This window comes from Terrirhizobium terrae (assembly GCF_030323265.1).
Lineage (GTDB): Bacteria > Pseudomonadota > Alphaproteobacteria > Rhizobiales > Rhizobiaceae > Neorhizobium.
Map to the genome: position 1 here is coordinate 1,532,649 of NZ_CP104992.1, position 24,184 is coordinate 1,556,832.

The window sequence follows — 24,184 nt, forward strand, 5'->3', positions numbered from 1 at the left end:
AGTTTGAAGCTTGCGTGACAAGCCGATACACTTCGGTCATAGATGATGACGGGAGAGGAACGCCTGACTATCGGGCGCATTGAGGTTCGATAAGGGGAGGAGGCACCGCGATGAAAAGCAGCGCATTCATGTTCTACCAACTGTATGAGTTGAACCACGCTGCCCTTGCGCCGTTTCGCGCAGGCGCGGAAGCGCTTCGCTTCGTCTCCACCAATCCGATGAACCCGCTGTCGCAGACGGTGCTGGGCCGCACGCTCACCGCCAGCCTCGAAGTGTTCGAGCGGGCGACGCGGCGTTACGCCAAACCTGAATTCGGCATCGCGGAAACCACGGTGGAAGGGGAGAAGGTCGCCGTCACCGAAGAGGTGGTCTGGTCAAAGCCCTTCTGCAATCTTCTGCATTTCAAGCGCGATATTCCCCAGTCCCGGGCGCCGGACCAGAAGATACTCCTCGTCGCACCGATGTCCGGCCATTACGCGACGCTGCTTCGCGGCACAGTGGAATCGCTTCTGCCCTATGCCGAGGTCTACATTACCGACTGGGTGGACGCCCGCATGGTCCCCGTCACCGAAGGCAGTTTCGACCTCGATGACTATATCGACTACGTGATCGAGATGCTGCACGCCCTCGGCGCCGGCGCCCATGTCGTCGGCGTCTGCCAGCCGTCCGTACCGGTTCTCGCCGCCGTCGCCGTCATGGAAGCGAGGCAGGACCCGATGCTTCCGGCCTCGATGATCCTGATGGGTGGGCCGATCGACACGCGCATTCATCCGACGGCCGTCAACAATCTCGCCAAGGAACATCCGCTCGAGTGGTTCCGCGACAATGTCATCATGACGGTGCCGTTCCCACAGCCCGGTTTCATGCGACCCGTCTATCCCGGCTTCCTGCAGCTCTCGGGTTTTATGTCGATGAACCTCGACCGCCACGTCATGGCGCATCGGGAATTCTTCGAGCATCTCGTCAAGAACGACGGGGAATCGGCGGAGAAGCACCGCGACTTCTATGATGAATATCTGGCCGTCATGGATCTGACCGAGGAATTCTATCTCCAGACCGTCGACACGGTCTTCATCCGCCATTCGCTGCCCAAGGGCGAGATGAAACATCGCGACGTCCTCGTCGATACCAAGGCGATCCGCCATGTCGCGCTGATGACGGTGGAAGGCGAGAACGACGACATTTCCGGCGTCGGGCAAACCCAGGCGGCCCACACGATCTGCCCCAATATCCCTGACGAGATGCGGCTGCACTACATGCAGCCGGATGTCGGCCACTATGGCGTCTTCAACGGCTCGCGCTTCAGACGCGAGATCGTGCCGCGCATCCTCGACTTCACTCGACTTCACGCCAAGGCTGCTGCCGCCGAAAAGCCTTCCGCGGCACCAAAGCGCTCCGGTGTCAAAGGCGGCAAGAAGCCAAGCTAGATCGATTTTCCGGCGTTATTTCAGAGACTTCTACAATTTAATCTTCGCTCTTCTTGAAGGGCGATATGCGGCTCACCAAATCGATTCCGTCGGGCTGGCATGCGGCCACCCGCTGCAACCTCAAGGGTGTGACCCATGAACCAGTCTGCATTGATCCGTCCGGAGTGGACGCCGGCCACCATTGCTCTCATGGTGCTCGGTTTCATAGTGTTCTGGCCGCTTGGCCTTGCCATGCTCGCCTACATCATTTTCGGGGATCGGCTGCGCGGCTTCAAGCGCGACGCCAATGATCGCGCCGACAAGTGGTTCGCCGGCTGCCGCCGCGCGAGCCGTCGCTACAACAACACGCATTTCTCCACCGGCAACGTCGCCTTCGACGACTGGCGGAAGGCCGAACTCGACCGTCTGGAAGAAGAACGCCGCAAGCTCGACGAAATGCGCGAAGAGTTCGACACTTACGCGCGCGAGCTTCGCCGCGCCAAGGACCAGGAAGAGTTCGACCGCTTCATGCGCGACCGCAAAAACCGGCCGAACGGCGACCAGCAGGTCGTCGACCTGTAGCATCGCTGCAAGGAACTCGGCTGTTAAGGCCGGCGCTCAAGGGGCGCCGGCTTTTTCATGGGAAGATTTTGAGTGAATCGGCTAAGGATAGTCCATGTTCGCGCTTCTGAAAAAGCCTGTCCGCCGCCCGTCGAGACCGCTCGAAACGGTGAAGCGCACCCTTAATGTCGGCGATCGGGCCTTGCCGCTGACGATCAAGGAAAACAGCCGCGCCACCCGCATCACGCTTAGGATAGAGCCGGGCGGTCGCGCGCTGAACCTGACCGTTCCGGTGGGCCTCAAGAAATACGAGATCGACGATTTCCTCGCCCGCCACGATGGCTGGCTTCGGACCAAGCTGTCGAAATTCTCGACCGACAATCCGATCCGGCCGGGCGGCCAGATTTCCATCCGCGGCGTCATCCACCGGATCGATCACACCGGAACGCTGCGCGGCGTCACCGAAGCCATCGTCGTGGACGGCGAACCGGTGCTGAAGGTCAGCGGGCTTGAAGACCATATAGGCCGCCGCATCTCTACCTTCCTCAAGAAGGAGGCCCGCCGCGATCTGGAGGCCTTGGCCCGCCGGCATGCAGCCTCGATCCGCAAGCCGATCACCTCGGTGTCGATGAAGGATACCCGCAGCCGCTGGGGGTCATGCTCCTGGGATGGAAACCTGAGTTTTTCCTGGCGCATCGTCATGGCGCCGCCGCTCGTGATCGACTATCTGGCGGCACATGAAGTGGCGCATCTGAAGGAAATGAACCACGGCCCGAAATTCTGGGCGCTGTGCAAACAACTCTGCCCGCGGATGGAAGAGGCCCGCCGCTGGCTGAAGCTGCACGGTTCGCAGCTCCACGCAATCGATTTCAGCTGATCAGAACTATGAAGCGGCGACCGGGCTTACTGCCAGTCGCTGGTGCGCATCATCCAGTCCTGCTGGGAAAGACCGGTGGGCTGGTCGGCCATGGCCATGCCGGCGCCCGGACGCTTCTGTACCTGCGGACGCATGGTCGGAACCGGGATGTTGTCGTCGCTCGCAAGGCTTGCCGGATAGACGCGCGCCGGCGTGACCGACGAGTTCTGCGGCACCGAATAGGCGGTATCGAAAGCCTGCTCCATGCTGGCGCGCTTGATGGCGGCCGCAATGATCGGTTCGACGGAAGGCTTGGAGGCGGCGGCCAGCTGCTGCGACGCGTCGCGCGCGCCCTTGGTGGCGGCAACAGAAGCCGGCATCGTTACCGGAACCGGTGCGGATTCCAGTGCCACGGCCTGTGTCGGATTGCTTGCAGGCGCCGTTGAAGGTGCAACGGCAGCGATCGCGTTCTGCGCCGTACCGGCCGAGTTGAAGGCCAGTACGTAGGAATCCGCCGATTGCGGTTCCGCCGTCTGCAATTCGCCGTCGCGGCCGCGCTTCTCGTAGAACACGTTGCCGCCGGCGAGACGCCACGTAATGCATGTTCTTGTAGGGGAATGTCAGTCCCTTGGTGTGGAAGAACATGGCGCTCTTCACGTCAGGATGCCGGGCACCCTTGAGAACCGCGTCGGCAGCCTTGTTGAGGTCGGGCGCCGTGTCCTCGTCCATCTTGCGGGTCATCACGCCCGGCGCGAACTGGTTCTTCTGGGTAACGACGCCGCAGATCGTGGGCGGGTAGATGCCGGAGGTCAGGCGGTTCATCACCACGCTACCGACCGCAAGGAAGCCATTCTCGCTCGTGCGCCTGGATTCGAAATACATCGCGCGCTTCAGGCACTCGCGATCCTTGTTCGTGTAGCTGTAGACTGTCTTGGAGGGCGCCGCTTCCGCGGCAGCCAGCTTCGTGGGCTTCGTCTTCGCATCGACGGAAGCCGTCGTCTGCGTGCTCGTGCATGCGGAGAGCAGTCCTCCTGCAGCTAGACAAAGTGCTGCGCGCAAAGCAGCCCCAGTGATCGTCGCCATTGTATCCCCGCCAAAAAATTTCAAAAATCGTCTCGGCGGGAAATAACCTACCTCACTTTGCACATATGATCAATTATCTTTCACAAGCGTTCAAGTTATGGAAATTCCATTCCTTTTCTCATTTTGGGCAATAAAATATTTCATGAGTAAATTCTCATATATCCGCTATTTACATACCGTGAAGCGACCGCGATTCGCGTCGTAGCATTCGATCCGAAGCGCCATATTTGCGGTGCCATTCCATCCACTTATATAAAGAGCCTCGACTCACAAGGCATTTCGTGTCACTGCGCCGTCATGAAAACCGACGTCAAGATTTGCGGATTGAAGACTGCGGACGCCATCGAACGTGCGGTGGCCCGCGGCGCCACCCATATCGGCTTCATCTTCTTCGAAAAGAGCCCTCGCAATATCGATCCGGCATTGGCCGGTGAGCTCGCGGATGCGGTGCGCGGCAAGGTCAAGATCGTCGCGGTCACGGTTGACGCCAACGACGAGGATCTCGACGACATCGTCTCGCTGTTGCGGCCGGATATCCTGCAATTGCATGGTCACGAGAGCCCGGAACGCATTCTGCACATAAAAGCGCTTTACGGTCTTCCCGTCATGAAGGTCTTCTCGGTGCGCGAGGCGGCCGATCTGGACCGCGTCGATCCCTATATCGGCGTTGCCGATCGCTTCCTCTTCGATGCCAAGGCGCCGAAGGGTTCGGAACTGCCCGGCGGCAACGGGGTATCCTTCGACTGGAACCTGATGGGCTCGCTTGACGGAAGCGTCGATTACATGCTTTCCGGAGGCCTGAACAAGGAGAATGTCGCTATCGCGCTTTCCTCGACGCGGGCCACGGGCGTAGATGTCTCGTCCGGCGTGGAAAGCGAGCCGGGCGTCAAGGACCTTGGCATGATCGACGCGTTCTTCGATGCCATAAAGTCGGCCGCGAAACGCTGAAGGAGTTTGAAAGTGAACGAGACGCCAAAACCCAATTCGTTCCGGTCCGGCCCCGATGAGGATGGCCGTTTCGGTATTTTCGGCGGCCGTTTCGTCGCGGAAACCCTGATGCCGCTGATCCTGGATCTTCAGGGCGAATGGGAAAAGGCGAAGGACGATCCGGACTTCCAGAAGCAGCTGACCGATCTCGGCACCCACTATATCGGCCGCCCGAGCCCGCTCTATTTCGCCGAGCGCCTGACCGAGCATCTCGGCGGCGCCAAGATCTACTTCAAGCGCGAAGAGCTGAACCATACCGGCTCGCATAAGATCAACAATTGCATCGGCCAGATCCTGCTCGCCAAGCGCATGGGCAAGACCCGCATCATCGCCGAGACCGGCGCCGGCCAGCACGGCGTGGCTTCCGCCACCGTCGCCGCACGCTTCGGCCTTCCCTGCGTCGTCTATATGGGCGCGACCGATGTCGAGCGCCAGGCGCCCAACGTCTTCCGCATGAAGCTCCTCGGCGCCGAGGTCATCCCGGTAACGGCCGGGCAGGGCACGCTGAAGGACGCGATGAACGAAGCGCTGCGCGACTGGGTGACCAATGTCGACGACACCTATTACCTGATCGGCACGGCCGCCGGTCCGCATCCCTATCCGGAAATGGTCCGTGATTTCCAGGCCGTCATCGGCAAGGAAGCCCGCGAACAGATCCTCGAAGCCGAAGGCAAGCTGCCGGACGTCGTCATCGCGGCGGTCGGCGGTGGTTCGAACGCCATCGGCATCTTCCATCCCTTCCTCGATGACGAGGGCGTCCAGATCGTCGGCGTCGAAGCCGGCGGCCGCGGCCTCGATGGCGTCGAGCACTGCGCCTCCATCACCGCCGGTTCGCCCGGCGTGCTGCATGGCAACCGCACCTATCTCCTGCAGGACAATGACGGCCAGATCCTCGAAGGCCATTCCATTTCCGCCGGCCTCGACTATCCGGGCATCGGTCCCGAACATTCCTGGCTGAACGATATCGGCCGCGCCGAATACGTGCCGATCATGGATAATGAGGCGCTCGAAGCCTTCCAGCTTCTGACGAAGCTCGAAGGCATCATTCCGGCGCTCGAGCCCAGCCACGCGATTGCCGAGGTGATCAAGCGCGCGCCGAAAATGGGCAAGGACCAGATCATCCTGATGAACCTGTCCGGCCGCGGCGACAAGGACATCTTCACCGTCGGCAAGATTCTCGGAATGGGGCTGTAAGACATGACTGCGCGTATGGATGCACGTTTCGCCAAGGTGAAGGCCGAGGGCCGTCCGGTTCTCGTCACCTATTTCATGGGCGGCGATCCGGATTTCGACACCTCGCTCGGCATCATGAAGGCTCTGCCGGATGCCGGTGCGGACATCATCGAGCTCGGCATGCCGTTTTCCGATCCGATGGCTGACGGCCCGACGATCCAGCTTGCCGGTCAGCGCGCCCTGAAGGGCGGCCAGACGCTGGCAAAGACGCTGGAACTGGCAAGGAAATTCCGCGAGACGGATGCCCACACGCCGATCGTCATGATGGGCTATTACAATCCGATCTACATCTACGGCGTCGACAGGTTCCTCGACGATGCGATCGCCTGCGGCATCGATGGCCTTATTGTCGTCGACCTGCCGCCGGAAATGGATGACGAACTCTGCATCCCGGCGCTCGAAAAGGGCATCAACTTCATCCGCCTGGCGACGCCGACCACTGACGACAAGCGCCTGCCTGCCGTCTTGAAGAACACGTCCGGCTTCGTCTACTACGTCTCGATGAACGGCATCACCGGTTCGGCCCTGCCGGATCCGTCGCGGATCTCTGGCGCGGTCTCGCGCATCAAGGGCCATACCGATCTTCCCGTCTGCGTCGGCTTCGGCGTCAAGACGGCCGATCACGCCAAGGCAATCGGTGCGGCAGCAGATGGTGTCGTCGTCGGCACCGCGATCGTCGCCCAGATTGCCGGAAGTCTCACCAAGGACGGCGCAGCCGGCCCCGATACGATCGCGTCCGTTGCGACGCTCGTGAAGGGTCTCGCTACCGGCGTGCGTGCCGCGCGCCTTGTCGCCGCTGAATAAAGAGCCCAGATAGGGCCGAACGCTAAACTCGGAGTACGCCAAAGTGAACTGGATCACCAACTACGTCCGGCCGCGCATCAACTCCATGCTCGGCCGTCCCGACAGGGACGTTCCTGAAAACCTCTGGATCAAGTGCCCGGAAACCGGGGAAATGGTCTTCCACAAGGATCTGGAAGAGAACAAGTGGGTCATTCCCGCCTCCGGCTTCCACATGAAGATGCCGGCCAAGGCCCGCCTGAAGGACCTGTTCGACGGTGGCGAGTTTGAATCCCTGCCGCAGCCGAAGGTCGCCCAGGACCCGCTGAAATTCCGCGATTCCAAGAAATATGCTGACCGTCTCAAGGATAGCCGTCTGAAGACCGAGCAGGAGGACACGATCCTCGCCGGCCTCGGCAAGGTCCAGGGTGTCAAGCTCGTCGCCGTCGTGCATGAATTCAACTTCATCGGCGGTTCGCTCGGCATGGCCGCCGGCGAGGCGATCGTGAAGGCCTGCGAGCGCGCGCTGAAGGAAAAGTGCCCGCTGGTTATCTTCCCGGCCTCGGGTGGCGCCCGCATGCAGGAAGGCATCCTGTCCCTGATGCAGCTGCCGCGCGCCACGGTCGCCGTAGACATGCTCAAGGAAGCCGGCCTTCCCTACATCGTCGTCCTCACCAATCCGACGACAGGAGGTGTCACCGCCTCCTACGCGATGTTGGGCGACGTCCATATCGCCGAGCCGGGCGCTGAAATCGGTTTTGCCGGCAAGCGCGTTATCGAGCAGACCCTGCGCGAAAAGCTGCCGGAAGGTTTCCAGACGGCCGAATACCTCCTGGAACACGGCATGGTCGACATGGTCGTCAAGCGCCATGATTTGCCGGCCACGCTCGCCCGCATCCTGAAGATCCTGACGAAGCAGTCGGTTCAGGAAGCGCTTCCGGCGCCAGCGCCGGTACCGGTCGCCGCCAGCGCCTGATCAGACTGCCAGAGATCGGAGCTGCGGGATGAACACGAAAAACCAGCCCGTCGCAAGCGAGGCCGAACAGGAGATCGAGAAGCTGATGACCCTTCATCCGAAGGGTTTCGACCTCTCGCTCGATCGCATCTCGCGCCTGCTCGAAACGCTCGGTAATCCGCATCTCAATCTGCCGCCGGTCATCCATGTGGCCGGCACCAACGGCAAGGGCTCCTGCACCGCCTTCTGTCGCGCGCTTATGGAAGCGGGCGGCCATGCGGTTCATGTTCACACGTCTCCGCATCTCGTCCAGTGGCATGAGCGCTTCCGCATCGGCGTGAAGGGCGGTCGTGGCAGGCTTGTGGAAGACGCGCTTCTGGCCGACGCGCTCCGCCGCGTCGCTGCTGCCAATGGCGGCCAGATGATCACCGTCTTCGAGATCCTGACGGCCGCCACCTTCCTCCTCTTCGCCGAACAGCCGGCGGATGCCGTGATCCTCGAAGTCGGGCTCGGTGGGCGTTTCGACGCGACCAATGTCATTGCCAAACCGGCGGTCTCGGTCATCATGCCGATCGCGCTCGACCATCAGGCCTATCTCGGCGACAAGGTGGAACTGATCGCGGCCGAAAAGGCCGGCATCATGAAACGCGGCTGCCCGGTTGTGATCGGCCAGCAGGAATTCGATGCGGCCCGCGAGGTGCTCGTCTCCACCGCCGAACGGCTCGGTTGCCCTCATATCGTTTACGGACAGGATTTCTCCGCCCATGAGGAATTCGGCCGGCTGATCTATCAGGACGAGGAAGGCCTGCATGATCTGACGCTTCCGCGTCTTCCCGGTCGCCACCAATATGCGAATGCCGCCGCTGCGATCCGCGCCGTCAAGTCCGCCGGTTTTGCCGTCACCGACCAGATGATGGAGCGCGCGATGGCGACGGTCGAATGGCCGGCGCGCCTGCAGCGGCTGACCGAGGGTGCGCTCGTCGATATCGCCCCGGCCGGTGCCGAAATCTGGCTCGATGGCGGCCACAACCCGGCCGGCGGAGAAGTCATAGCCGAGGCCATGGCCGCCTTCGAGGAACGCCAGCCCCGGCCGCTCTATCTCGTCACCGGCATGATCAACACCAAGGACCCGGTAGGTTATTTCCGCGCCTTTGCCGATCTCGCCGAACACGTCTTCACCGTCCGCATCCGCGACAGCGAGGCGGGGCTCGATCCGGTCGTCCTCGCCAACGCCGCCTATGATGCCGGCCTCGTGGCCGAACCGGCGGGCTCGACCGAGGAAGCGCTGAAAGAAATCGCCGCCCGCCAGGTCCCCGGCAGCCCGCCCCCCGCATCCTCATCGGCGGCTCCCTCTATTTCGCCGGCAACGTGCTCTCCGACAACGGCACCCCGCCGACGTGATTGCTTGGCGGATGCGGCACGTCGGATAGTTTAATTCCGCTTCAAATGCCGGTGGTGACCTCACCCCTCTCCTGAAAAATCTAGCACTTAGCTTGTCAGCTAAGATGCTGATTTTTCTTCCTCTCCCGCATCGGGGTGAGGACTGGTCGGCGAAGCCGACGAAACGATCCAGTGAATCGTTTCGAAGGACGAACGCCTTGAGCCCAAGCGAAAGGCCGGGGACGTTCCGGCACCCCTTTTGAGCAATTTCAATCCCTTACAACAAACTTCATCCCCGTCTTTTCGAACTCTGCCTACAATCCCCCGTCCCGTCGCGGATACACCGGAAGGCGTTCCGGCGAGGCGGGGCCGGCACTGGTGGTGAAGGGACGACGTGAACCTTCCTCATCGGGGTCCGTGAGAAAATGGTTGCCCTCCGACGACCGGGAGGCGCGGGATGAAAGTCGGACCGACATCCCGCATCACTTCCCTGATGGCGCGTCGGGCGTGCCTGTGAGGCATTACAGGATGGCGGGATGGCGCCATGGGGCGTTCGCGGATGTCTTCGGATCTCCGGAAACCATGGCGCAGGTGGATGACGTGGCCCAAGGTCGTCATGGCCCGGGTCGGGTTCCGTAAAAGGGCGTGCATGACACTCGCAAATGAGACACGCCCCCGTGCCCACTGTCCCGCTCACCGCAGAGCAACCGGAGTTCACGGATAAAAACTGCCGAACGGGGCGCTGAGAGGTGTCACTTTAAACTAAACTTGCGAGGCAGCTTTCAGCGCCCCGGCCGACTTCGGATCAAGTCCGAAATGAAAATGCCAAAGATCGCCAAGGGAGGACTCCGCCTTGCAATCAGGATACGCCGAAAATCGCCAACACCACACAAACAAAAACCCGGCTGATCGCTCAACCGGACTTTTGGATTCACGTGAAACAATCAATCAGGCGGCGCTGGAAATCCAGGCGGACAGCGCGGTCTTCGGCGCGGCACCGACCTTGATATCGGCCACTTCGCCGCCCTTGAACATGGCGAGTGTCGGGATAGAGCGGACGCCGAACTGGGCGGCCAGTTCCGGATTCTCGTCGATGTTGAGCTTTGCGACCTTCACCTTGCCGGCGAGTTCGGTGGCGATTTCCTCGAGGCTCGGAGCGATCATCTTGCAGGGACCGCACCATTCGGCCCAGAAATCCACGACGACCGGCTCGGCGGAGTTCAGCACTTCGGCCTGGAAATTATTGTTGTCGACTTTCACGGTAGCCATGAGGCTCTCCTTCACGATTCGTGTTGCTGCAAATGTGAGATCGTTGTCAGCACTTTTCAAGCACCCGTCATGTCACTTTGTCTGGAGCTCCGCAAGCGAACGGGCCATCAGTTCGGGGAAAGCGCAATCACCTTGGCCGTCTCGGTATAGGCAAGCACGCAATCGACTTGCTTGCCGGGATAAAGCGGCGCGAGGATCTGACGGTAGATGGCAAGCTGCGCCCGATGGGGCAGGGGCACATCCTCGGCTGCGGCCGGGGGAATGCGATTGGTCTTGTAGTCGAGAATGATGACGCGATCCTCCGTCTCGACCAGCCGGTCGATGCGGCCCGAGATCGCAAAGTCCTGCCCCTCCAGCGACAGCGTCCCCATGATCGACACTTCCGACTGGCTGCGGGCGGAAAACACCGGCGCCAGATCCCGATGGGCCAGAACCGACATCACGCTCGCAACCAGCTTTTCGCGCTCGCCTTGGGGCCAGAAGCGGGCAGCACGCCCGGCATAGCGATGGGCGGCAGCTTCCCGCTCGCTGTCTGGAAACTCCGTCAGCATCTGCAGCATGCGGTGAACGAGCTTGCCCTTCTGCAGCGCCAGGCTGCTGGATGCCTTCTCGCCGAACAGGGGAGATGTGACGATCAGGTTGTCCGCATCGTCATCGATCATCGTGCCGGCACCGGAAGGGCTCAAGGGTCGCGGCAGAACCTTCTGCGGCGGCAGCGGGCGGAAGAGGGCAGGCGGCAGAGAAGCCGGCAACGGCGCCTTGTCGGCAGAAACCGCCGCCATATGCTCGGCCTTCTGCACCGGCTTGCCCGCAGCCTGCGGCAGGCGCCAGGAAAGCCCGTTCCATTCGCCGTCCGGCCCGTGGAACGTTGCCGGCCTGCAATGCGCCTCATCGGTCGAAAGCGCACGGCCGATCATCGCTTGCCAGCTTTCGGGATTGTCGCGGGCACCGCGATAGCCGCAGATCACCAGCCGGTCGGCGGCCCGCGTCATGCCGACATAGAGCAGCCGGCGATACTCTTCTTCCGCACCCATCTTCAGCCGTGCATCGTCGGCCGTGGTCAGGGCATTGGACAGACCCTTGCCCGGAACCCAGACCGGAACGCTCTCCGCGCCCACCTGCAGCAACCGGAATTTCGGCACATGGGAGGAAATGAAGGCCTTGGAATTGCTGTCGACGAGAAACACGACCGGCGCTTCCAGACCCTTGGAGGCATGCACGGTCATGATCCGCACCTCGTTGCGCCCGCCATCCTGCTCGCGCTTCACCTCGGGGCTTTCGATCTCCAGCGTCGAGACGAAGGCCTGCAGCCCCGGAAGACCCGAAGTTTCGTGGTCCAGCGCGAAGGTCAAAAACTCGTCGAGAATATCGCCCGCCTCGCTGCCCAGCCGCCCGAGAAATTTTTGCGCCCGCCATACTGGCCGAGAATGCGGGCAAAGAGATCATGCGGGCTGAGCAGCCGCGACAGCGTCAGCAGATGCTCCAGCCGATCGGCCGCGTCGCGGAAGCGCAGCGGCTGGTCGTCCGAAAGCCGTTTCAGCTGGCTCCAGGCGCTCTCATTGTCGCCCCGCAGCGCCGCCACCTCGAACACGTCTTCTTCCGACAGGTCGAAAAGCGGGCTCTTCAACAGCGCCGCCAGCGACAGGTCGTCCTGCGGCAAAAGCAGGAAACGCCCGAGTGCCAGAAGATCCTGTACGGCGATATGGCTCGTCAGCCGCAACCGGTCGGCGCCGGCAACGGGAATATTGTCGCGGCGCTTCAGCGCCCTCGTCAGCGCGTTGACAAAGGCATCGCGCTTGCGCACCAGAACCAGAATGTCGCCCGGCTCGATGAGCCGTTCTTCAGGTCCATTCGGTCCCTTCTCGATCACCGTCTCCCGCCCGATCATCTCGCCGATGCGGTTGGCTATGCGCGACGCGAGGATCGCCGAGGGCGCCTTGTCCGGCGTCGCATCGAAGGGCGCGGTCCAGTCCTCTTCCTGCACCGCGACATCCGGCACCACGACATCCCAGAGATCGACTTCGCCAGCATGGCCCATGCGGTTGGAGCGGTGCTGCACCGGATCGCCGGTGGCTGACAGCCCCCGCGCATTGTCTTCCAGCGCAAACACCTGGTCGACGGCCGAAAGCACATCGGCGGTGGAGCGGAAGGACAGCGGCAGTCGGATGGCGTGGAACGGCTGGCCGCTGCCGGCCACCTGGCGCTGCGTCGCCAGCCGTTCTTCGGCAAACCGCTCCGGCCGCGCGCCCTGGAAGGAATAGATCGACTGCTTCTCGTCGCCGACCGCAAACATCGTCCGGAGCGTGTCACGAGCACTCGCACCGGAATAAAAGTCTTCCGCCAGCGACTTGATCACCGTCCACTGGATCGGGCTGGTATCCTGCGCCTCGTCGACGAGAATGTGGTCGATACCTTGATCGAGCTTGTAATGCACCCAGGCGCCGACGCCGTCGCGGGTCAGAAGGTCTGCCGTGCGGGCGATCAGATCCTCGAAGTCGAGCAGGCTGCGCTTCTTCTTCAGGTCCTCGTAATCGTCGTTCAGCCGCGCCGCCAGCGTCAGCGCCGCCCTGGTGGCGGTAAACATGCTGATCAGCCGCAACCGGTCGCGGGATGTCGCAACATGCTCGCGGGCGGCGTTGACGGCATCCGCCAGTTCCGGCGCCGGCTTCAGCATCGCCTTGGCCACGAGCGAGGAATCCGCCTTCGGCTTGCCGGTGCCGGTCATGAAGATCTGGTCGAGCAGCTCGGCGCGCTTGAAGACATCCGTCTCCTTCATCGCCAGCCTCAGCCCATAGGCGACCTCGGTCACCTTGGCGCCACCAGCTAGGTCGGCAAGCGACAGATAGAGATCGAGCGTGATACCGGAAAGCCCCGGCAGCGGCCAATAGCCGGCTGCTATGCTTGCCTCGGTATCGGCCGGATCGAGCCCCAACGCCTTCTTCAGCGCCGGCCCGATGCCGCCATGCCGCTCCGCGTGAGCCGTGAACCGGCGGATCGCCGTGCGGTTGGCGATGATGTCGGACAGCAGCGCTTCGAGACCGAACTCGTCACCGAGATCCAATACATGCGCAAAAGCCTCGGCGAGATCCGGATCGTCCTCGGCTGACGTAGCAGTCAAAAGCGACCGACGAGCTTCCGCCAGTAGCGCGGTAGCGGCGCGATCGTCGAGCACGGAAAAATGCCCGGCGACATTGGCTTCCAGCGGAAACTGGTGCAGCAGCGCCTCGCAGAAGGCGTGAATCGTCTGGATCTTCAGCCCGCCCGGCGTTTCCAGCGCCTTGGCGAACAGCCGTCGCGCTTCGGCCAGCTTGTTGGAATCCGGCTCAGAACCTTCGATCCCGGCGATCCGCTTCGACAGTTCTTCATCGGAAAGCACCGTCCATTCGGCCAGCCGCTGGAAGACGCGGTTCGACATTTCGGATGCTGCAGCCTTCGTATAGGTGAGGCAGAGAATGGCCGATGGGCGGCAACCGGCGAGCAGGAGCCGGATCACCCGCTGCGTCAGCACATGGGTCTTGCCGGAACCGGCATTGGCCGAGACCCAGGCGGAACTTGCCGGATCGGACGCGCGAGACTGCTGAACCGTCGTCCAGTCGATCCATGTGATCGGGTCGTCGCCTTCCGGCAGGTCGAGATGGTCACTCATCGGCTTCCGCCTCCCCATCGTCATCGGCCGTCGACCACTCGGCAACGCGAGCAAGGTGGTCGTACTCACCGCCGAAGTCACCCTGGGCGAACGGCACCAGCCGCGACGCAAACCCGGCTTCGCCCTTGCGCAGCGTCAGCACGAAACGGGTCAGCTGCTCCAGCGATTCCTCGGCAAGATCGATCGCCGATTTGGAATCCGGCTTGCCACCCGCCTCGTTGTTCACCCGCTCGGCCTTGAACCGGTCGCCGGGACGCAGCCGCACATAGAGAAGATCGTCCGGCTGGCCGCTGATCTCCTTGAACCCGCCATGGATCAGCGCCGCCGCCTCCAGCGACAATTGCGGATCGAGCAGAGTTCGCGCCTGCTTGGTGGAGGGCGACAGGCCGGTCTTGTAGTCGACGATGTCGATCCGGCCATTGCCTTTGAGGTCGATCCGGTCGGCGATCCCGGTCACGCGGATGCCGGCGCTGACGACCTCCCAGCCGCCCCGCACTTCGGTGAACGTGGACCGCAGATCATGGGCGCGATCCGCCTCCCAGTCGAGGAAGGCGCGGGAGACCTCGACGAAGCGCGGCCGCCAGACCCGGTCGATATGCGGCGGCAACTGTTCGGCATCGAAAAGCTCTTCCGTGATCTGCCGCATCGTTTCACGTGAATCGGGCGTTCCCGGCTTGAAGCCCTGCCTGATGCTCTCCCGCGTATAGCGGTCGATGATCGCGTGATAGAGCGTGCCCCGCTCGGAAGCGCCGGGATCCTGGTTGAATGGATCGAGCGGATCGAGCTTGAGCACCCGGCGGGCATAGACGGAATAGGGGTCGCGGCGCAGGCGGCCGACCTCGCTGAAGGAATAACGCGTCGGCTGCAGATCTGCCGGCGGTTTCGGGGCAGGGCGCCTGGCCGGCTGCTGGTTCTCGCCCTCATCGATCTTCGCTGCCCAGTGGCGAAAATCCTCGCCGCGGGCCTTTAGCTCCTCGGCAAAGGCCTTGCCGCCCAGCGCCAGCAGGCGTTGCAGCCAGCGCGAGGCGACCGTCGGCGTCGAGCCCTGCCGCATCGAGCGGGTGAGGATCAGGTTGCGCGTGCCGCAGGCCATCTGGAAATCATGCGCCAGCTGGCCGATCCGCCGTTCCGGTGGCTCCAGCCCCATATCGGTCTTCATCGTGCGGGAAAGGAACGGGTTGTTGACCGTCTGGCCGGGCCACGAGCCTTCGTTCAGCCCGCCGAGGATCATCGTATCGACCGTCTGCAGCCGCGCTTCCAGCGTGCCGAAGATGAAGACCCGCGGATTGGCGAGCGAGCGCGGCTTCACCGCGCCGCCGGTCGTCAGCGCCATGACGATGTCGATCCATTGCGGACCGTCCGCCTCCATCTGCCCATCGGTCTCGATTACTTCGGCCAAAAGGTCGGCCAGCTGCTCGCCGGCTTCGCCTGACCAGAGCGCGGCAAGATCACCACGCTCGTCGATGCACAGTGCTTCCAGCGCCCGGCCGGTGCGGGCCGCCCAGTCCGACAGCAGGAGCTTTGCCGTCAGTCCCCGCCCATCCGGCCGGCGGCGCAGAAAGGCGCCGACCAGCGGCTCGACCGCGATGGTGATTTTCTTCGCAATCTCGCGGGCTTGCTCGACCGCGCCTTCCGGCAGCGAGGCGCGCCATTGCGGCATATGCGGATCGTCCATGATCGCCGCAAGCTGCGTTTCCAAGAGCGGTTCGAGCGTCGAAATATCCATCTCGCCGACACCACCTCGCAAGGCGAGCACCTCCAGCGCATCGACCGCCGCTCGCAGTTCGATAGCCGGCAGGCCGAGCCTGACCAGCGGATGCTTGATAAGCCCGACGATCGCCACCGGATCGCCCGGCCGCAGCGTCGCCTCCAGCAGCAATTGCGTCAGCGTCCCCTGCGGCGTGCCGGACAGCGCCGAACCGGCGGAATCATCGGCGAGAATGCCGAACCGGGCAAGTTCCGCGGTCACGCGCCGGCCAAGCGCACGGTCGGGGGTGATCAGCGCCGCGACGGCCTGCCCGCCGTTGCGGCCGGGTTTTTCCAGCGCCAGCCGGAGTGCGATGGCGATCGCCACCGCTTCCTCACGCTCATTGCCGGCCTCGACCAGCGTCACGTCCTTGAAGGCTGCTGCCAGCTCGTCCGGTGCCGCCTCGTTGCGCCAGCGGCTCCAGTGATCGGTTGCCTTGGCTGGCACCAGAGCCTGCGAGATCGCCTCGGCCCGAAATGCCAGATCCGGCCCGATCGTGCCCAGCGTCTCGACATCCCGTCGCGTGGCGCCGATCTTCTTCAACAGCCGGGATAGTCCGAATTGCGGATGGCTGCGGCTTGCCGGCTCCGGGCGTCCGTCAATCTGATCTTCGCCGACGATCGCCCACTGGTCGTCCGGCATGGTCATGTCGAGGCCGGGCAGGACGACGGTGCCGTTCGGCAGGCGCGAGATTGCAGCGATGAGTTCGGCCGCTGCCGGCACCGAACCGGTGGAGCCGGCGACGATGACAGGCCCTTTATGCTCCCGCTCCCCGATCCGCTCGGCCTCGCCGCGCAGAATGGCGGCGCGATGCTTTGCCGGCGAAGAGCGTTTCAGTTCCTCCAGCCGCGCCGGCCAGAAGGCGCTGGCAATCGACAGAAATTCGGCGGTCAGCTGCCACCAGAGCGCATGCTCGCCGGTCTGGAGGTTCTTCAGGTCGCTCCAGTCGCGCTCCTCTGTCTCGATCGCGTCGATCAGCTCGGCAAGCGCCCGGGCAAGCCAGATCGCGTCCGCCGGGCTCGCCGGTGCGACGAGCGGCGATTCCGAATGCAGGTCGAGCACGATCTTCGGCAACTGGTTTCGCCAGGCAAGGATCAGCCGGCCGAGTTCGAGCAGCCGTGCCGTGCCGCCGATCGGCAGCGCGAGATCCATCTCCTCGGGTGCGACGAGATCGAAGAAGCCGCTATCGTCGTCTGTCTCGCCGAGCGGCCGGATGACCGGGAGAATGGCGGCGCGTCCGCCGAGCAGGTCGACGAACTCGGAGCGCAGCACACGGGCCGAACGCCGCGTCGGCACGTAGATCGTCACATCGGCAAGGGAAAGCGGATCGTTGGGATCATACTGGAACGTCTCGTTCAGCCGGCCGTCACACAGCGCCGCTGCCAGCGTCCTCAGAAATGGCGCTGCGGGCGGGATGGTGAACAGGCGGCTCGAACGGTCGGCCGGCATGGGTCAGGCCTTCTCGCTATGGCGGGCGATCACCGCCTCGGCCGCAGGAAGAGCATCGGGCGTGCCGACGGTGATCCACTCGCCGTCCATGACCAGTCCGTAGAGCCGGCCTTTCTCGATCGCCTTGTCGAAATAGATGTTGAGGTTGAACGCGTCATCAGGGGCATCGTCGAGCAGCGAGGACTGCATCACGATCGCGCCGGCATAAACGACCGGATTGTCGCCATCGACATAGCGCGACAGCCGCCCATCCGGATCCAGCTGAAAATCCTTCTTGCCATTATGCCCGGTCGTGCGCTCCAGCGGCACGCAGAGCAGTGCCATGTCCATCGTCGCCGGATCGAAGAATCCGGCTAACCGTTCGAGATTGGTCGGCTTGCCGTATGTCTCGCCGATCCAGAAGAGATCGGCATTCATGACGAAAACGATGCCGGGAGAAAGCAGGGCGAGGCCTTTCTTCAGCCCACCGCCGGAATTCATCAGCTGATCGCGCTCGTCGGAGACGATGATGTCGAGACGCGGATAGGCGTTAAGATGAGCCTCCATCCGGTCGGCAAAATGATGCACATTGACGGCCGCGCGAGTAACACCGGCATCGGCGAGCGCGTCCAGCCCATAGTCGATCATCGGCTTGCCGGCGACCGGCACCAGCGGCTTCGGCATCGTGTCGGTGATGGGCCTGAGACGGGTACCAAGCCCCGCGGCAAGCACCATCGCCTGGGTGATGGGAGCTTTCGTCGTCATGTCAGGCCTAATTTATGATTCGGGAAGTTCTATTCCAGCCCGTCGGCACCAATCGCGCAAGGGGGCGAGCGCCTCATGGGCAAGTGCCGTCGAGAGATGCCTCAGCGTACGCGGCATGTGCTTCATGTATTGCGGCTTGCCGTCGCGCTCTTTCAGCCGCACCCAGAGGCCGGCGAGCTTGCAATTGCGCTGCGCTGCCATGATCGCCCAGGCTTTCAGGAAGCCGGCTTCGTCGAAATGTCCCTGCGCATGGCGAAGCGCCAGATAGTCGGTCATCATCCGGTCAGCGAGCGGCTTCGGAATATCGACGCGGGCATCCTGTACCAGCGAGGCGACGTCATAGGCTGTCGGCCCGATCATCGCATCCTGGAAATCGATCAGGCCGACGCGACGGACACCGATCTCTTCCGGACGCCAGATGATATTGGGCGAGTGCATGTCGCGCAGCAGAAGGTTCTTCTCGGCATCGCCCAGTTGGCCGATCAGCCCGTCCCAGATTGCCAGATAGTCCTGCCGCTCCGCGTCGCTCGGCTGCTCGCCCCGCTTCCACGGCAGGTACCAGTCGAGAATCAGCCGGGCTTCCATCTTCATCGCGGTCGGATCGAAATCCGGGATGTGATGCACATGGCCTTCCGCCATGGCGAGATCCTGCCGGGCGGGATGGGCGTGCAGGGCGGCAAGGCAGGCGACGCTTTCCCGGTAGCGATCCTCGATCGGCTGTCCGTCCTCGGTCAGTACGCCGTCAGTGCCGAGATTTTCGATCAGCAGGATGCCTTGGTCGTAATCGACCGCCAACACGTCCGGTGCCACCAGCCCGATCTCGCGCAGGTAGTCGGAGATCGCCACGAAGGGATAGGCATCTTCGGCCAGATGGGCGACTTTGGGATAAGGCTTGCCGTCGAGAACCGGCGGCCCGCCCGGCCGCTTCGGCCAGTCCATCAGGATCAGTGTTTCGCCGGCTTCCGTCGTGATGCTCTCGTAAGCGCGCATCGAAGCGTCACCCGTCAGAAAACGGCGACGGGCATCGGCATGGCCGTGTTTTTGCAGAAATTCGCGAATGGAGATGACGCGGCGGATGCGGGCAAGCGTGTCCTCAGGGCCCGTGATCGTCGCCTTGCGGCCCTGGCCATCATGCTCCAGCGTCAGGCGAATGCGATCGGCCGGCAGCAGATCCTCTGCCATTTCCGGCCATTCCACCAGGCAGATGCCGGAGGCCAGCGCCTCGTCGAAGCCGAGCTCGTCCAGTTCCGACGCATCGCCCAGCCGGTAGAGATCGAAATGCGCTACGGGGATGCGCAGGTCATAGGCCTGTACCAGCGTGAAGGTCGGGCTCGGGACCTCCAGCTCGTCATCGTCCGCAATCGCCCGCAAAAAGGCGCGGGCGAGCGTCGATTTGCCGGCGCCGAGATCGCCGGACAGCGCCAGACAATCGCCGGGCTTCAGCGCCAGTGCAAGGTCTTCGCCGAACAGGATCGTGTCGCGCTCGCCCGAAAGCGTCTGCGTGACCGCGCCGCCATCGCTCATTCGGCCGCGACCGAATGGGCCGGTGAACGGGCCGGGATGCGGCAGGTGACGGTGGTGCCTTCACCGGCGCGGCTGTCGATGCTGACATCGCCGTGATGCAGGTGAACGAAGCTCTCGACGATGGAAAGGCCGAGGCCCGCGCCGCTGCGCTTGCCGTCCTTGGCCTGCGCCTTGAACCGGTCGAAGACGGTGCGCAGCATGTCGGGCGGAATGCCCGGGCCGCGATCGCGCACCGAGAAGAAGACGTTGCCCGGATCGCGCCAGCAGTTCAGCGTGATTGTCGAGTTTTCCGGCGCGAAATTCGTCGCATTGGTCAGGAGCTTGAGCAGGATCTGCTTCAGGCGCTGCTGGTCGGCGGTGATCGTGCCCATGCCGGTCGGCGCGACGATCTCCAGCGTCATGTTGTTTTCCTGCAGCCGGTCGGCCACCTGCATCGCGACGTCGTCCAGCAAATCCTCGATCGCCAGTTCCGAATAGTTCAGCTCCATGATCCCGGCATCGAGCGTGGCCAGATCCAGAATGTCGTTGACGATGGTCAGCAGCACGGACGAGGAAGTCGAGATATGATCGATATATTCGGCCTGACGCTCGCTCAATGGGCCGACGCCCGGTGTCTTCAGAAGATCGGTGAAGCCGATGATGTTGGTCAGCGGCGAGCGCAGCTCGTAGGAGACGTGCTGGACGAAATCGTTCTTCAGCTCGTCTGCCTTGCGCAGCGCTTCGTTCTTTTCCTTCAGGGCCTTTTCCGCCCTGGCACTTGCCGTCATGTCGACGAAGGTCAGCATGGTCTGGGCATTCGGCAGCGGCGTGACGGCGTAGTCGAGGATCAGACCCGAATAGAGTTCGAACGTGCCGTCCAGCGATTGCCGCTCGTCGTCGAAATTGGTGAGCGCCTGGGCAAACCGGCGCCAGCCGTCCGGCTCTTCATAGGAGCTCGCGCAGGCGGCCTCGATCGTCTTGATATGCGTGCCGGGCTCTGCCTGCTCGGCTGTAATGCCCCAGAGCGCGCGGAAGGCGGGGTTGGACAGGCGGATGCGCCCGTCCGGGCCGAACACCGCGACGCCTTCGGTCAGGTGGTCGATGGTTTCGCCCTGAACCTGCACCAGCGTGTTGTAACGGGCTTCGAGGTCCACCTGTTCGGTGAGGTTCTCGAACACCCAGGTCGCGCCGCCCTGCGGATGGGCAGTGGCGATGACGCGCAGCGTCTGGCCGTTCGGCAGGTGCCAGGTATCGGTCTTCGTGTCGAGCGACTGGTAGACGGCAAGTGCCGTGTCCTTCCAGTTGCGCCAGTTCAAGGGCTCGGGAAGCTTGCCGTTGGTGCGCAACCTGTCGAGAAGCTCGCTATTGTCCGGCTTGGATTCCAGGAAGGGCAGATCCAGGCTCCAAAGCTGCATGAAAGCCTGATTGTAGAACTGCAGCCGTCGCTGGCTGTCGAAGATCGCGACCGGCGTTGCCAGATGGTCGAGCGTCTCGGCATGGCTCTTCAGCGTGCGCTTCAGTTCCTCACGCACCGTCTCGGCTTCCGACACGTCGATCGCCATGCCGGCTGAGCCATCTGTGGAGACGACGTCGGTGACGTCGAGAATGGTCCGGTTGCCGTGCACCACGGTCGAGACGCGGTCGTGGAAGGGGAAAGCGTGGTTGAAGTCGCCTTGATCATTTCCCGGCTGATCGTGCCGAGCAGCTCACGGCCTTCGGCCACGGCGTGAGCCGGGCTCGTCGCATCGACGGCGTCGCCATAGGCGTGATTGACCCAGGCGAGCTTGCCCTGGGTATCGCGGCGCCAGACTGGCTGCTCGATCGTATCAAGCAGCGACTGGAAGACGGAAATCGAATTGGTCAGGCGCTCGCGCTCGATCTTGAGCTCGGCGAGTTCCGCCCGAAGATTGTTGAGCGCCAGGAAGCGCACGAAAGCCTTGCCGCCGGAAACGCGGCCCTGGACTTCCAGCACCTCGTCGCGATTGGTCTCGACCACCATGTCGAAACTGCGCGCCTGGCTGCGCAGCTGGTCGATTGCCTTGTCCAGTTCGGCGGCGGAATTGCTGCGCAGCCAGCGGCCGAAGGCGAGGAAGTCGCGATCCGCCTGCGGTGCACCGGTCTCGACGGGCAGCTGCCCGAGAAGTTCAGCCTTGGACGGACCTTCCCAGACCACGATGCGGCGGTTCTTGTCGGCGATCAGCGCCTCGTATTTGGAAATCCGCTGCTGTGCGTCGGAAAGCGCGCTGCGCATCTCTTCCGTCTCGGCTTCCATATTGCCGCGCTGGCGAACCAGCCAGAGGGCAGAAAGCAGGGCGGCACCCAGTGCGCCAAGCACGAGCGAGGAAACGACGACTTCGGCGGAGGTGAAGAGGCGGCTTGCGCCGGCATCCTGCGCGAAAGCAGCCGTCGGAAACGCGATCAGCGCGGTTCCCGAAAGAAGCGAACGGCCAAATCGAGCGAGCCGCATAAGGCTCATGCCGCCGCATTTGCCTGTGGCAAAGCAGGGTCGGGAGCCAGAGCGCGCGCCTGGGCCAGAATCTGGATCGGTCCGCTTAAGCAGACTCGTTTTTTTACCGCCATAACGGGTCTGTCTCCGTCCAATTGCCGCTCATCGACAAGACATACCACTTCGACCTTGCCCCAAGCCGATGGCTCGGCGGAGTTCAGAATCAAGTCTGAAAACAATACTTGCTCAGGCAAAAGGCGGGAAGGGACGGGGGCAAAAGAAGCCGCAGCCTTTGTCAAGGCTGCGGCCACAAGATGTTGTGGATTAACCGGCTAGTGATTAGTAGCGGTAGTGTTCTGCCTTGAACGGGCCCTGGGCAGATACGCCGATATAGGCGGCCTGTTCTGCAGAAAGTTCGGAAAGCTTCACGCCGAGCTTGGCGAGATGCAGGCGTGCGACCTTCTCGTCGAGCTGCTTCGGCAGGATGTAGACCTCGTTCTTGTACTCGCCCTGCTTGGTGAAGAGTTCGATCTGGGCCAGCGTCTGGTTGGTGAACGACGCAGACATCACGAAGGACGGGTGGCCGGTGGCGTTGCCGAGGTTCAACAGACGGCCTTCCGACAGAAGGATCATGCGGTTGCCCTTCGGGAACTCGATCATGTCAACCTGCGGCTTGACGTTGGTCCACTTGAGGTTCTTCAGCGCTGCGACCTGAATTTCGTTGTCGAAGTGGCCGATATTGCCGACGATCGCCATGTCCTTCATCTCGCGCATGTGCTCGATGCGGATGACGTCCTTGTTGCCGGTCGTGGTGATGAAGATGTCGGCGCTGGAGACGACGTCTTCGAGCTGGACGACTTCGAAACCGTCCATGGCAGCCTGCAGGGCGCAGATCGGGTCGATTTCGGTGACCTTGACGCGGGCGCCGGCGCCGGCGAGCGAAGCAGCCGAACCCTTGCCGACGTCACCGTAACCGCAGACGACGGCAACCTTGCCGGCCATCATCACGTCGGTGCCGCGGCGGATACCGTCAACCAGCGATTCCTTGCAGCCATACTTGTTGTCGAACTTGGACTTGGTGACCGAGTCGTTGACGTTGATGGCCGGGAAGGGCAGCAGTCCCTTCTTGGACAGTTCGTAGAGGCGGTGAACGCCTGTCGTGGTCTCTTCGGTAACACCCTTGATCGCGTCGCGCTGCTTGGTGAACCAGCCCGGGGTGGCTGCAAGGCGCTTCTTGATCTGTGCGAACAGGATCTCTTCTTCTTCCGAACCGGGGTTCGACAGCACGTCTTCGCCGGCTTCGGCGCGGGCGCCGAGCAGGATGTACATGGTGGCGTCGCCGCCATCATCGAGGATCATGTTGGAGAAGCCGCCATCGGCCCATTGGAAGATCTGGTCGGTATATTCCCAGTATTCGGTGAGGCTCTCACCCTTGACGGCGAAGACCGGGATGCCGGCGGCGGCGATTGCCGCTGCAGCGTGATCCTGGGTGGAGAAGATGTTGCAGGATGCCCAGCGGATATCCGCACCGAGTTCCTTCAGGGTCTCGATCAGGACCGCGGTCTGGATCGTCATGTGCAGCGAACCGGAAATGCGTGCGCCCTTGAGCGGCTTGGACGTGCCGAATTCTTCGCGGCAGGACATCAGGCCCGGCATTTCGGTTTCGGCGATGTCCAGCTCCTTGCGGCCGTAGGCGGCAAGGTTGATGTCCGCGACGACGTAATCTTTTTCGGCGCTCATGAATCTCTCCAGATCTCGTTGCTCGAATAAGCCGCCGGTCGCAAAAATACTGGCACCGGCAGCACAAAACTCGCTGGCGGTTTAGCAGGCTTTCCGGCTTGTTGCAACGGTCATATAAAGAGGTCTTTATATGTTTATGTCCGGTGGATCAGGCTTCCTCGCCGAACTTGTTTGCGATCAGACCTTGAAGCGCATCGAGTGCTTCCGTCGCCTGCGGGCCTTCCGCGACGACGTCGATGCAACAGCCCGTGCTGGCGGCCAGCATCATCAGGCCCATGATCGATGTGCCGCCGACGCTCGAGCCGTCCTTGGAGACGGTGATCGTGGCATCGAAGCTCTCCACCATCTGGACGAACTTTGCCGATGCCCGGGCATGCAGCCCGCGCTTGTTGACGATTT

At 62.7% G+C, this 24,184-nt stretch carries 14 protein-coding genes and 4 pseudogenes; 8 read left to right on the forward strand and 10 right to left on the reverse strand.

The genetic code is table 11. The features are described from left to right. Nucleotides 1-128 precede the first annotated feature (128 nt). From N7E02_RS15215 to N7E02_RS15225, 3 genes are all read left to right on the forward strand, one after another. Entirely contained in the window at nucleotides 129-1,427 is a 1,299-nt protein-coding gene (locus tag N7E02_RS15215) for a polyhydroxyalkanoate depolymerase (RefSeq protein WP_286583850.1), read from the forward strand. Between the two features lie 135 nt (nucleotides 1,428-1,562). Further along, nucleotides 1,563-1,988, forward strand: a complete 426-nt coding sequence (locus N7E02_RS15220) for a DUF2852 domain-containing protein (protein ID WP_286582936.1) — start codon at nucleotides 1,563-1,565, stop codon at nucleotides 1,986-1,988. Nucleotides 1,989-2,082: 94 nt separating this feature from the next. Then, entirely contained in the window at nucleotides 2,083-2,844 is a 762-nt protein-coding gene (locus tag N7E02_RS15225; protein WP_286582937.1) for a M48 family metallopeptidase, read from the forward strand. A 496-nt stretch (nucleotides 2,845-3,340) separates the two neighbouring features. On the opposite strand, the pseudogene N7E02_RS15230 reads toward N7E02_RS15225, so the two are convergent. Continuing rightward, nucleotides 3,341-3,906: pseudogene (locus N7E02_RS15230) on the reverse strand (cell wall hydrolase); the annotation flags it as partial. 297 nt (nucleotides 3,907-4,203) lie between these two features. On the opposite strand from N7E02_RS15230, the gene N7E02_RS15235 reads away from it, so the two are divergent. The 5 genes and pseudogenes from N7E02_RS15235 to N7E02_RS15255 all read left to right on the forward strand — a co-directional run bounded on the left by N7E02_RS15235 (nucleotide 4,204) and on the right by N7E02_RS15255 (nucleotide 9,262). Beyond that, the gene (locus N7E02_RS15235) at nucleotides 4,204-4,854 is read left to right on the forward strand and encodes a phosphoribosylanthranilate isomerase (protein ID WP_286582939.1); all 651 of its coding nucleotides are present in this window, start codon (nucleotides 4,204-4,206) and stop codon (nucleotides 4,852-4,854) included. A 12-nt stretch (nucleotides 4,855-4,866) separates the two neighbouring features. Then, the gene (gene trpB / locus N7E02_RS15240; RefSeq protein ID WP_286582940.1) at nucleotides 4,867-6,087 is read left to right on the forward strand and encodes a tryptophan synthase subunit beta; all 1,221 of its coding nucleotides are present in this window, start codon (nucleotides 4,867-4,869) and stop codon (nucleotides 6,085-6,087) included. A 3-nt stretch (nucleotides 6,088-6,090) separates the two neighbouring features. After that, nucleotides 6,091-6,930, forward strand: coding sequence for a tryptophan synthase subunit alpha (gene trpA / locus N7E02_RS15245; RefSeq protein ID WP_286582942.1), 840 nt, complete (start codon nucleotides 6,091-6,093; stop codon nucleotides 6,928-6,930). A gap of 43 nt (nucleotides 6,931-6,973) precedes the next feature. Next, complete coding sequence (accD, locus tag N7E02_RS15250) at nucleotides 6,974-7,882, forward strand: acetyl-CoA carboxylase, carboxyltransferase subunit beta (RefSeq protein ID WP_286582943.1); 909 nt, start codon at nucleotides 6,974-6,976, stop codon at nucleotides 7,880-7,882. Nucleotides 7,883-7,910: 28 nt separating this feature from the next. After that, nucleotides 7,911-9,262: pseudogene (locus N7E02_RS15255) on the forward strand (bifunctional folylpolyglutamate synthase/dihydrofolate synthase). A gap of 927 nt (nucleotides 9,263-10,189) precedes the next feature. Here the strand turns inward: N7E02_RS15255 and trxA are convergent. The 9 genes and pseudogenes from trxA to N7E02_RS15300 all read right to left on the reverse strand — a co-directional run bounded on the left by trxA (nucleotide 10,190) and on the right by N7E02_RS15300 (nucleotide 24,182). After that, nucleotides 10,190-10,510 (reverse strand): thioredoxin, encoded by a 321-nt coding sequence (gene trxA, locus N7E02_RS15260; RefSeq protein ID WP_093001855.1) that lies wholly within the window; start codon nucleotides 10,508-10,510, stop codon nucleotides 10,190-10,192. A 72-nt stretch (nucleotides 10,511-10,582) separates the two neighbouring features. Then, nucleotides 10,583-14,156, reverse strand: a pseudogene (addA, locus tag N7E02_RS15265) (double-strand break repair helicase AddA). Next, the gene (gene addB, locus N7E02_RS15270) at nucleotides 14,149-17,352 is read right to left on the reverse strand and encodes a double-strand break repair protein AddB (protein WP_286582944.1); all 3,204 of its coding nucleotides are present in this window, start codon (nucleotides 17,350-17,352) and stop codon (nucleotides 14,149-14,151) included. The pseudogene addA and the gene addB overlap by 8 nt, the downstream one beginning before the upstream one ends. 3 nt (nucleotides 17,353-17,355) lie before the next feature. Continuing rightward, nucleotides 17,356-18,096, reverse strand: coding sequence for a nucleotidyltransferase family protein (locus tag N7E02_RS15275; RefSeq protein WP_286582946.1), 741 nt, complete (start codon nucleotides 18,094-18,096; stop codon nucleotides 17,356-17,358). 12 nt (nucleotides 18,097-18,108) lie between these two features. After that, nucleotides 18,109-19,620 carry a tRNA (adenosine(37)-N6)-threonylcarbamoyltransferase complex ATPase subunit type 1 TsaE gene (gene tsaE, locus N7E02_RS15280; protein ID WP_286582947.1) on the reverse strand — a complete coding sequence of 504 codons (1,512 nt, stop codon included), beginning with the start codon at nucleotides 19,618-19,620 and terminating at the stop codon, nucleotides 18,109-18,111. Then, nucleotides 19,617-22,075, reverse strand: a pseudogene (locus tag N7E02_RS15285) (ATP-binding protein). Before N7E02_RS15285 ends, tsaE begins: the two are co-directional and overlap by 4 nt. Further along, entirely contained in the window at nucleotides 22,072-22,344 is a 273-nt protein-coding gene (locus N7E02_RS15290) for a hypothetical protein (protein ID WP_286582948.1), read from the reverse strand. The pseudogene N7E02_RS15285 and the gene N7E02_RS15290 overlap by 4 nt, the downstream one beginning before the upstream one ends. 40 nt (nucleotides 22,345-22,384) lie before the next feature. After that, complete coding sequence (gene ahcY / locus N7E02_RS15295; protein ID WP_286582950.1) at nucleotides 22,385-23,785, reverse strand: adenosylhomocysteinase; 1,401 nt, start codon at nucleotides 23,783-23,785, stop codon at nucleotides 22,385-22,387. A 148-nt stretch (nucleotides 23,786-23,933) separates the two neighbouring features. Then, nucleotides 23,934-24,182, reverse strand: coding sequence for an HPr family phosphocarrier protein (locus N7E02_RS15300; protein WP_286583852.1), 249 nt, complete (start codon nucleotides 24,180-24,182; stop codon nucleotides 23,934-23,936). Nucleotides 24,183-24,184 lie beyond the last annotated feature (2 nt).

Coding starts and splice junctions, on each gene's coding strand:
- N7E02_RS15215 (WP_286583850.1), top strand. CDS start 129: ATGTTCTACCAACTGTATGAGTTGAACCACGCTGCCCTTGCGCCGTTT.
- N7E02_RS15220 (WP_286582936.1), top strand. CDS start 1,563: ATGAACCAGTCTGCATTGATCCGTCCGGAGTGGACGCCGGCCACCATT.
- N7E02_RS15225 (WP_286582937.1), top strand. CDS start 2,083: ATGTTCGCGCTTCTGAAAAAGCCTGTCCGCCGCCCGTCGAGACCGCTC.
- N7E02_RS15235 (WP_286582939.1), top strand. CDS start 4,204: ATGAAAACCGACGTCAAGATTTGCGGATTGAAGACTGCGGACGCCATC.
- trpA (WP_286582942.1), top strand. CDS start 6,091: ATGACTGCGCGTATGGATGCACGTTTCGCCAAGGTGAAGGCCGAGGGC.
- trxA (WP_093001855.1), bottom strand. CDS start 10,510: ATGGCTACCGTGAAAGTCGACAACAATAATTTCCAGGCCGAAGTGCTG.
- addB (WP_286582944.1), bottom strand. CDS start 17,352: ATGCCGGCCGACCGTTCGAGCCGCCTGTTCACCATCCCGCCCGCAGCG.
- N7E02_RS15275 (WP_286582946.1), bottom strand. CDS start 18,096: ATGACGACGAAAGCTCCCATCACCCAGGCGATGGTGCTTGCCGCGGGG.
- tsaE (WP_286582947.1), bottom strand. CDS start 19,620: ATGAGCGATGGCGGCGCGGTCACGCAGACGCTTTCGGGCGAGCGCGAC.
- ahcY (WP_286582950.1), bottom strand. CDS start 23,785: ATGAGCGCCGAAAAAGATTACGTCGTCGCGGACATCAACCTTGCCGCC.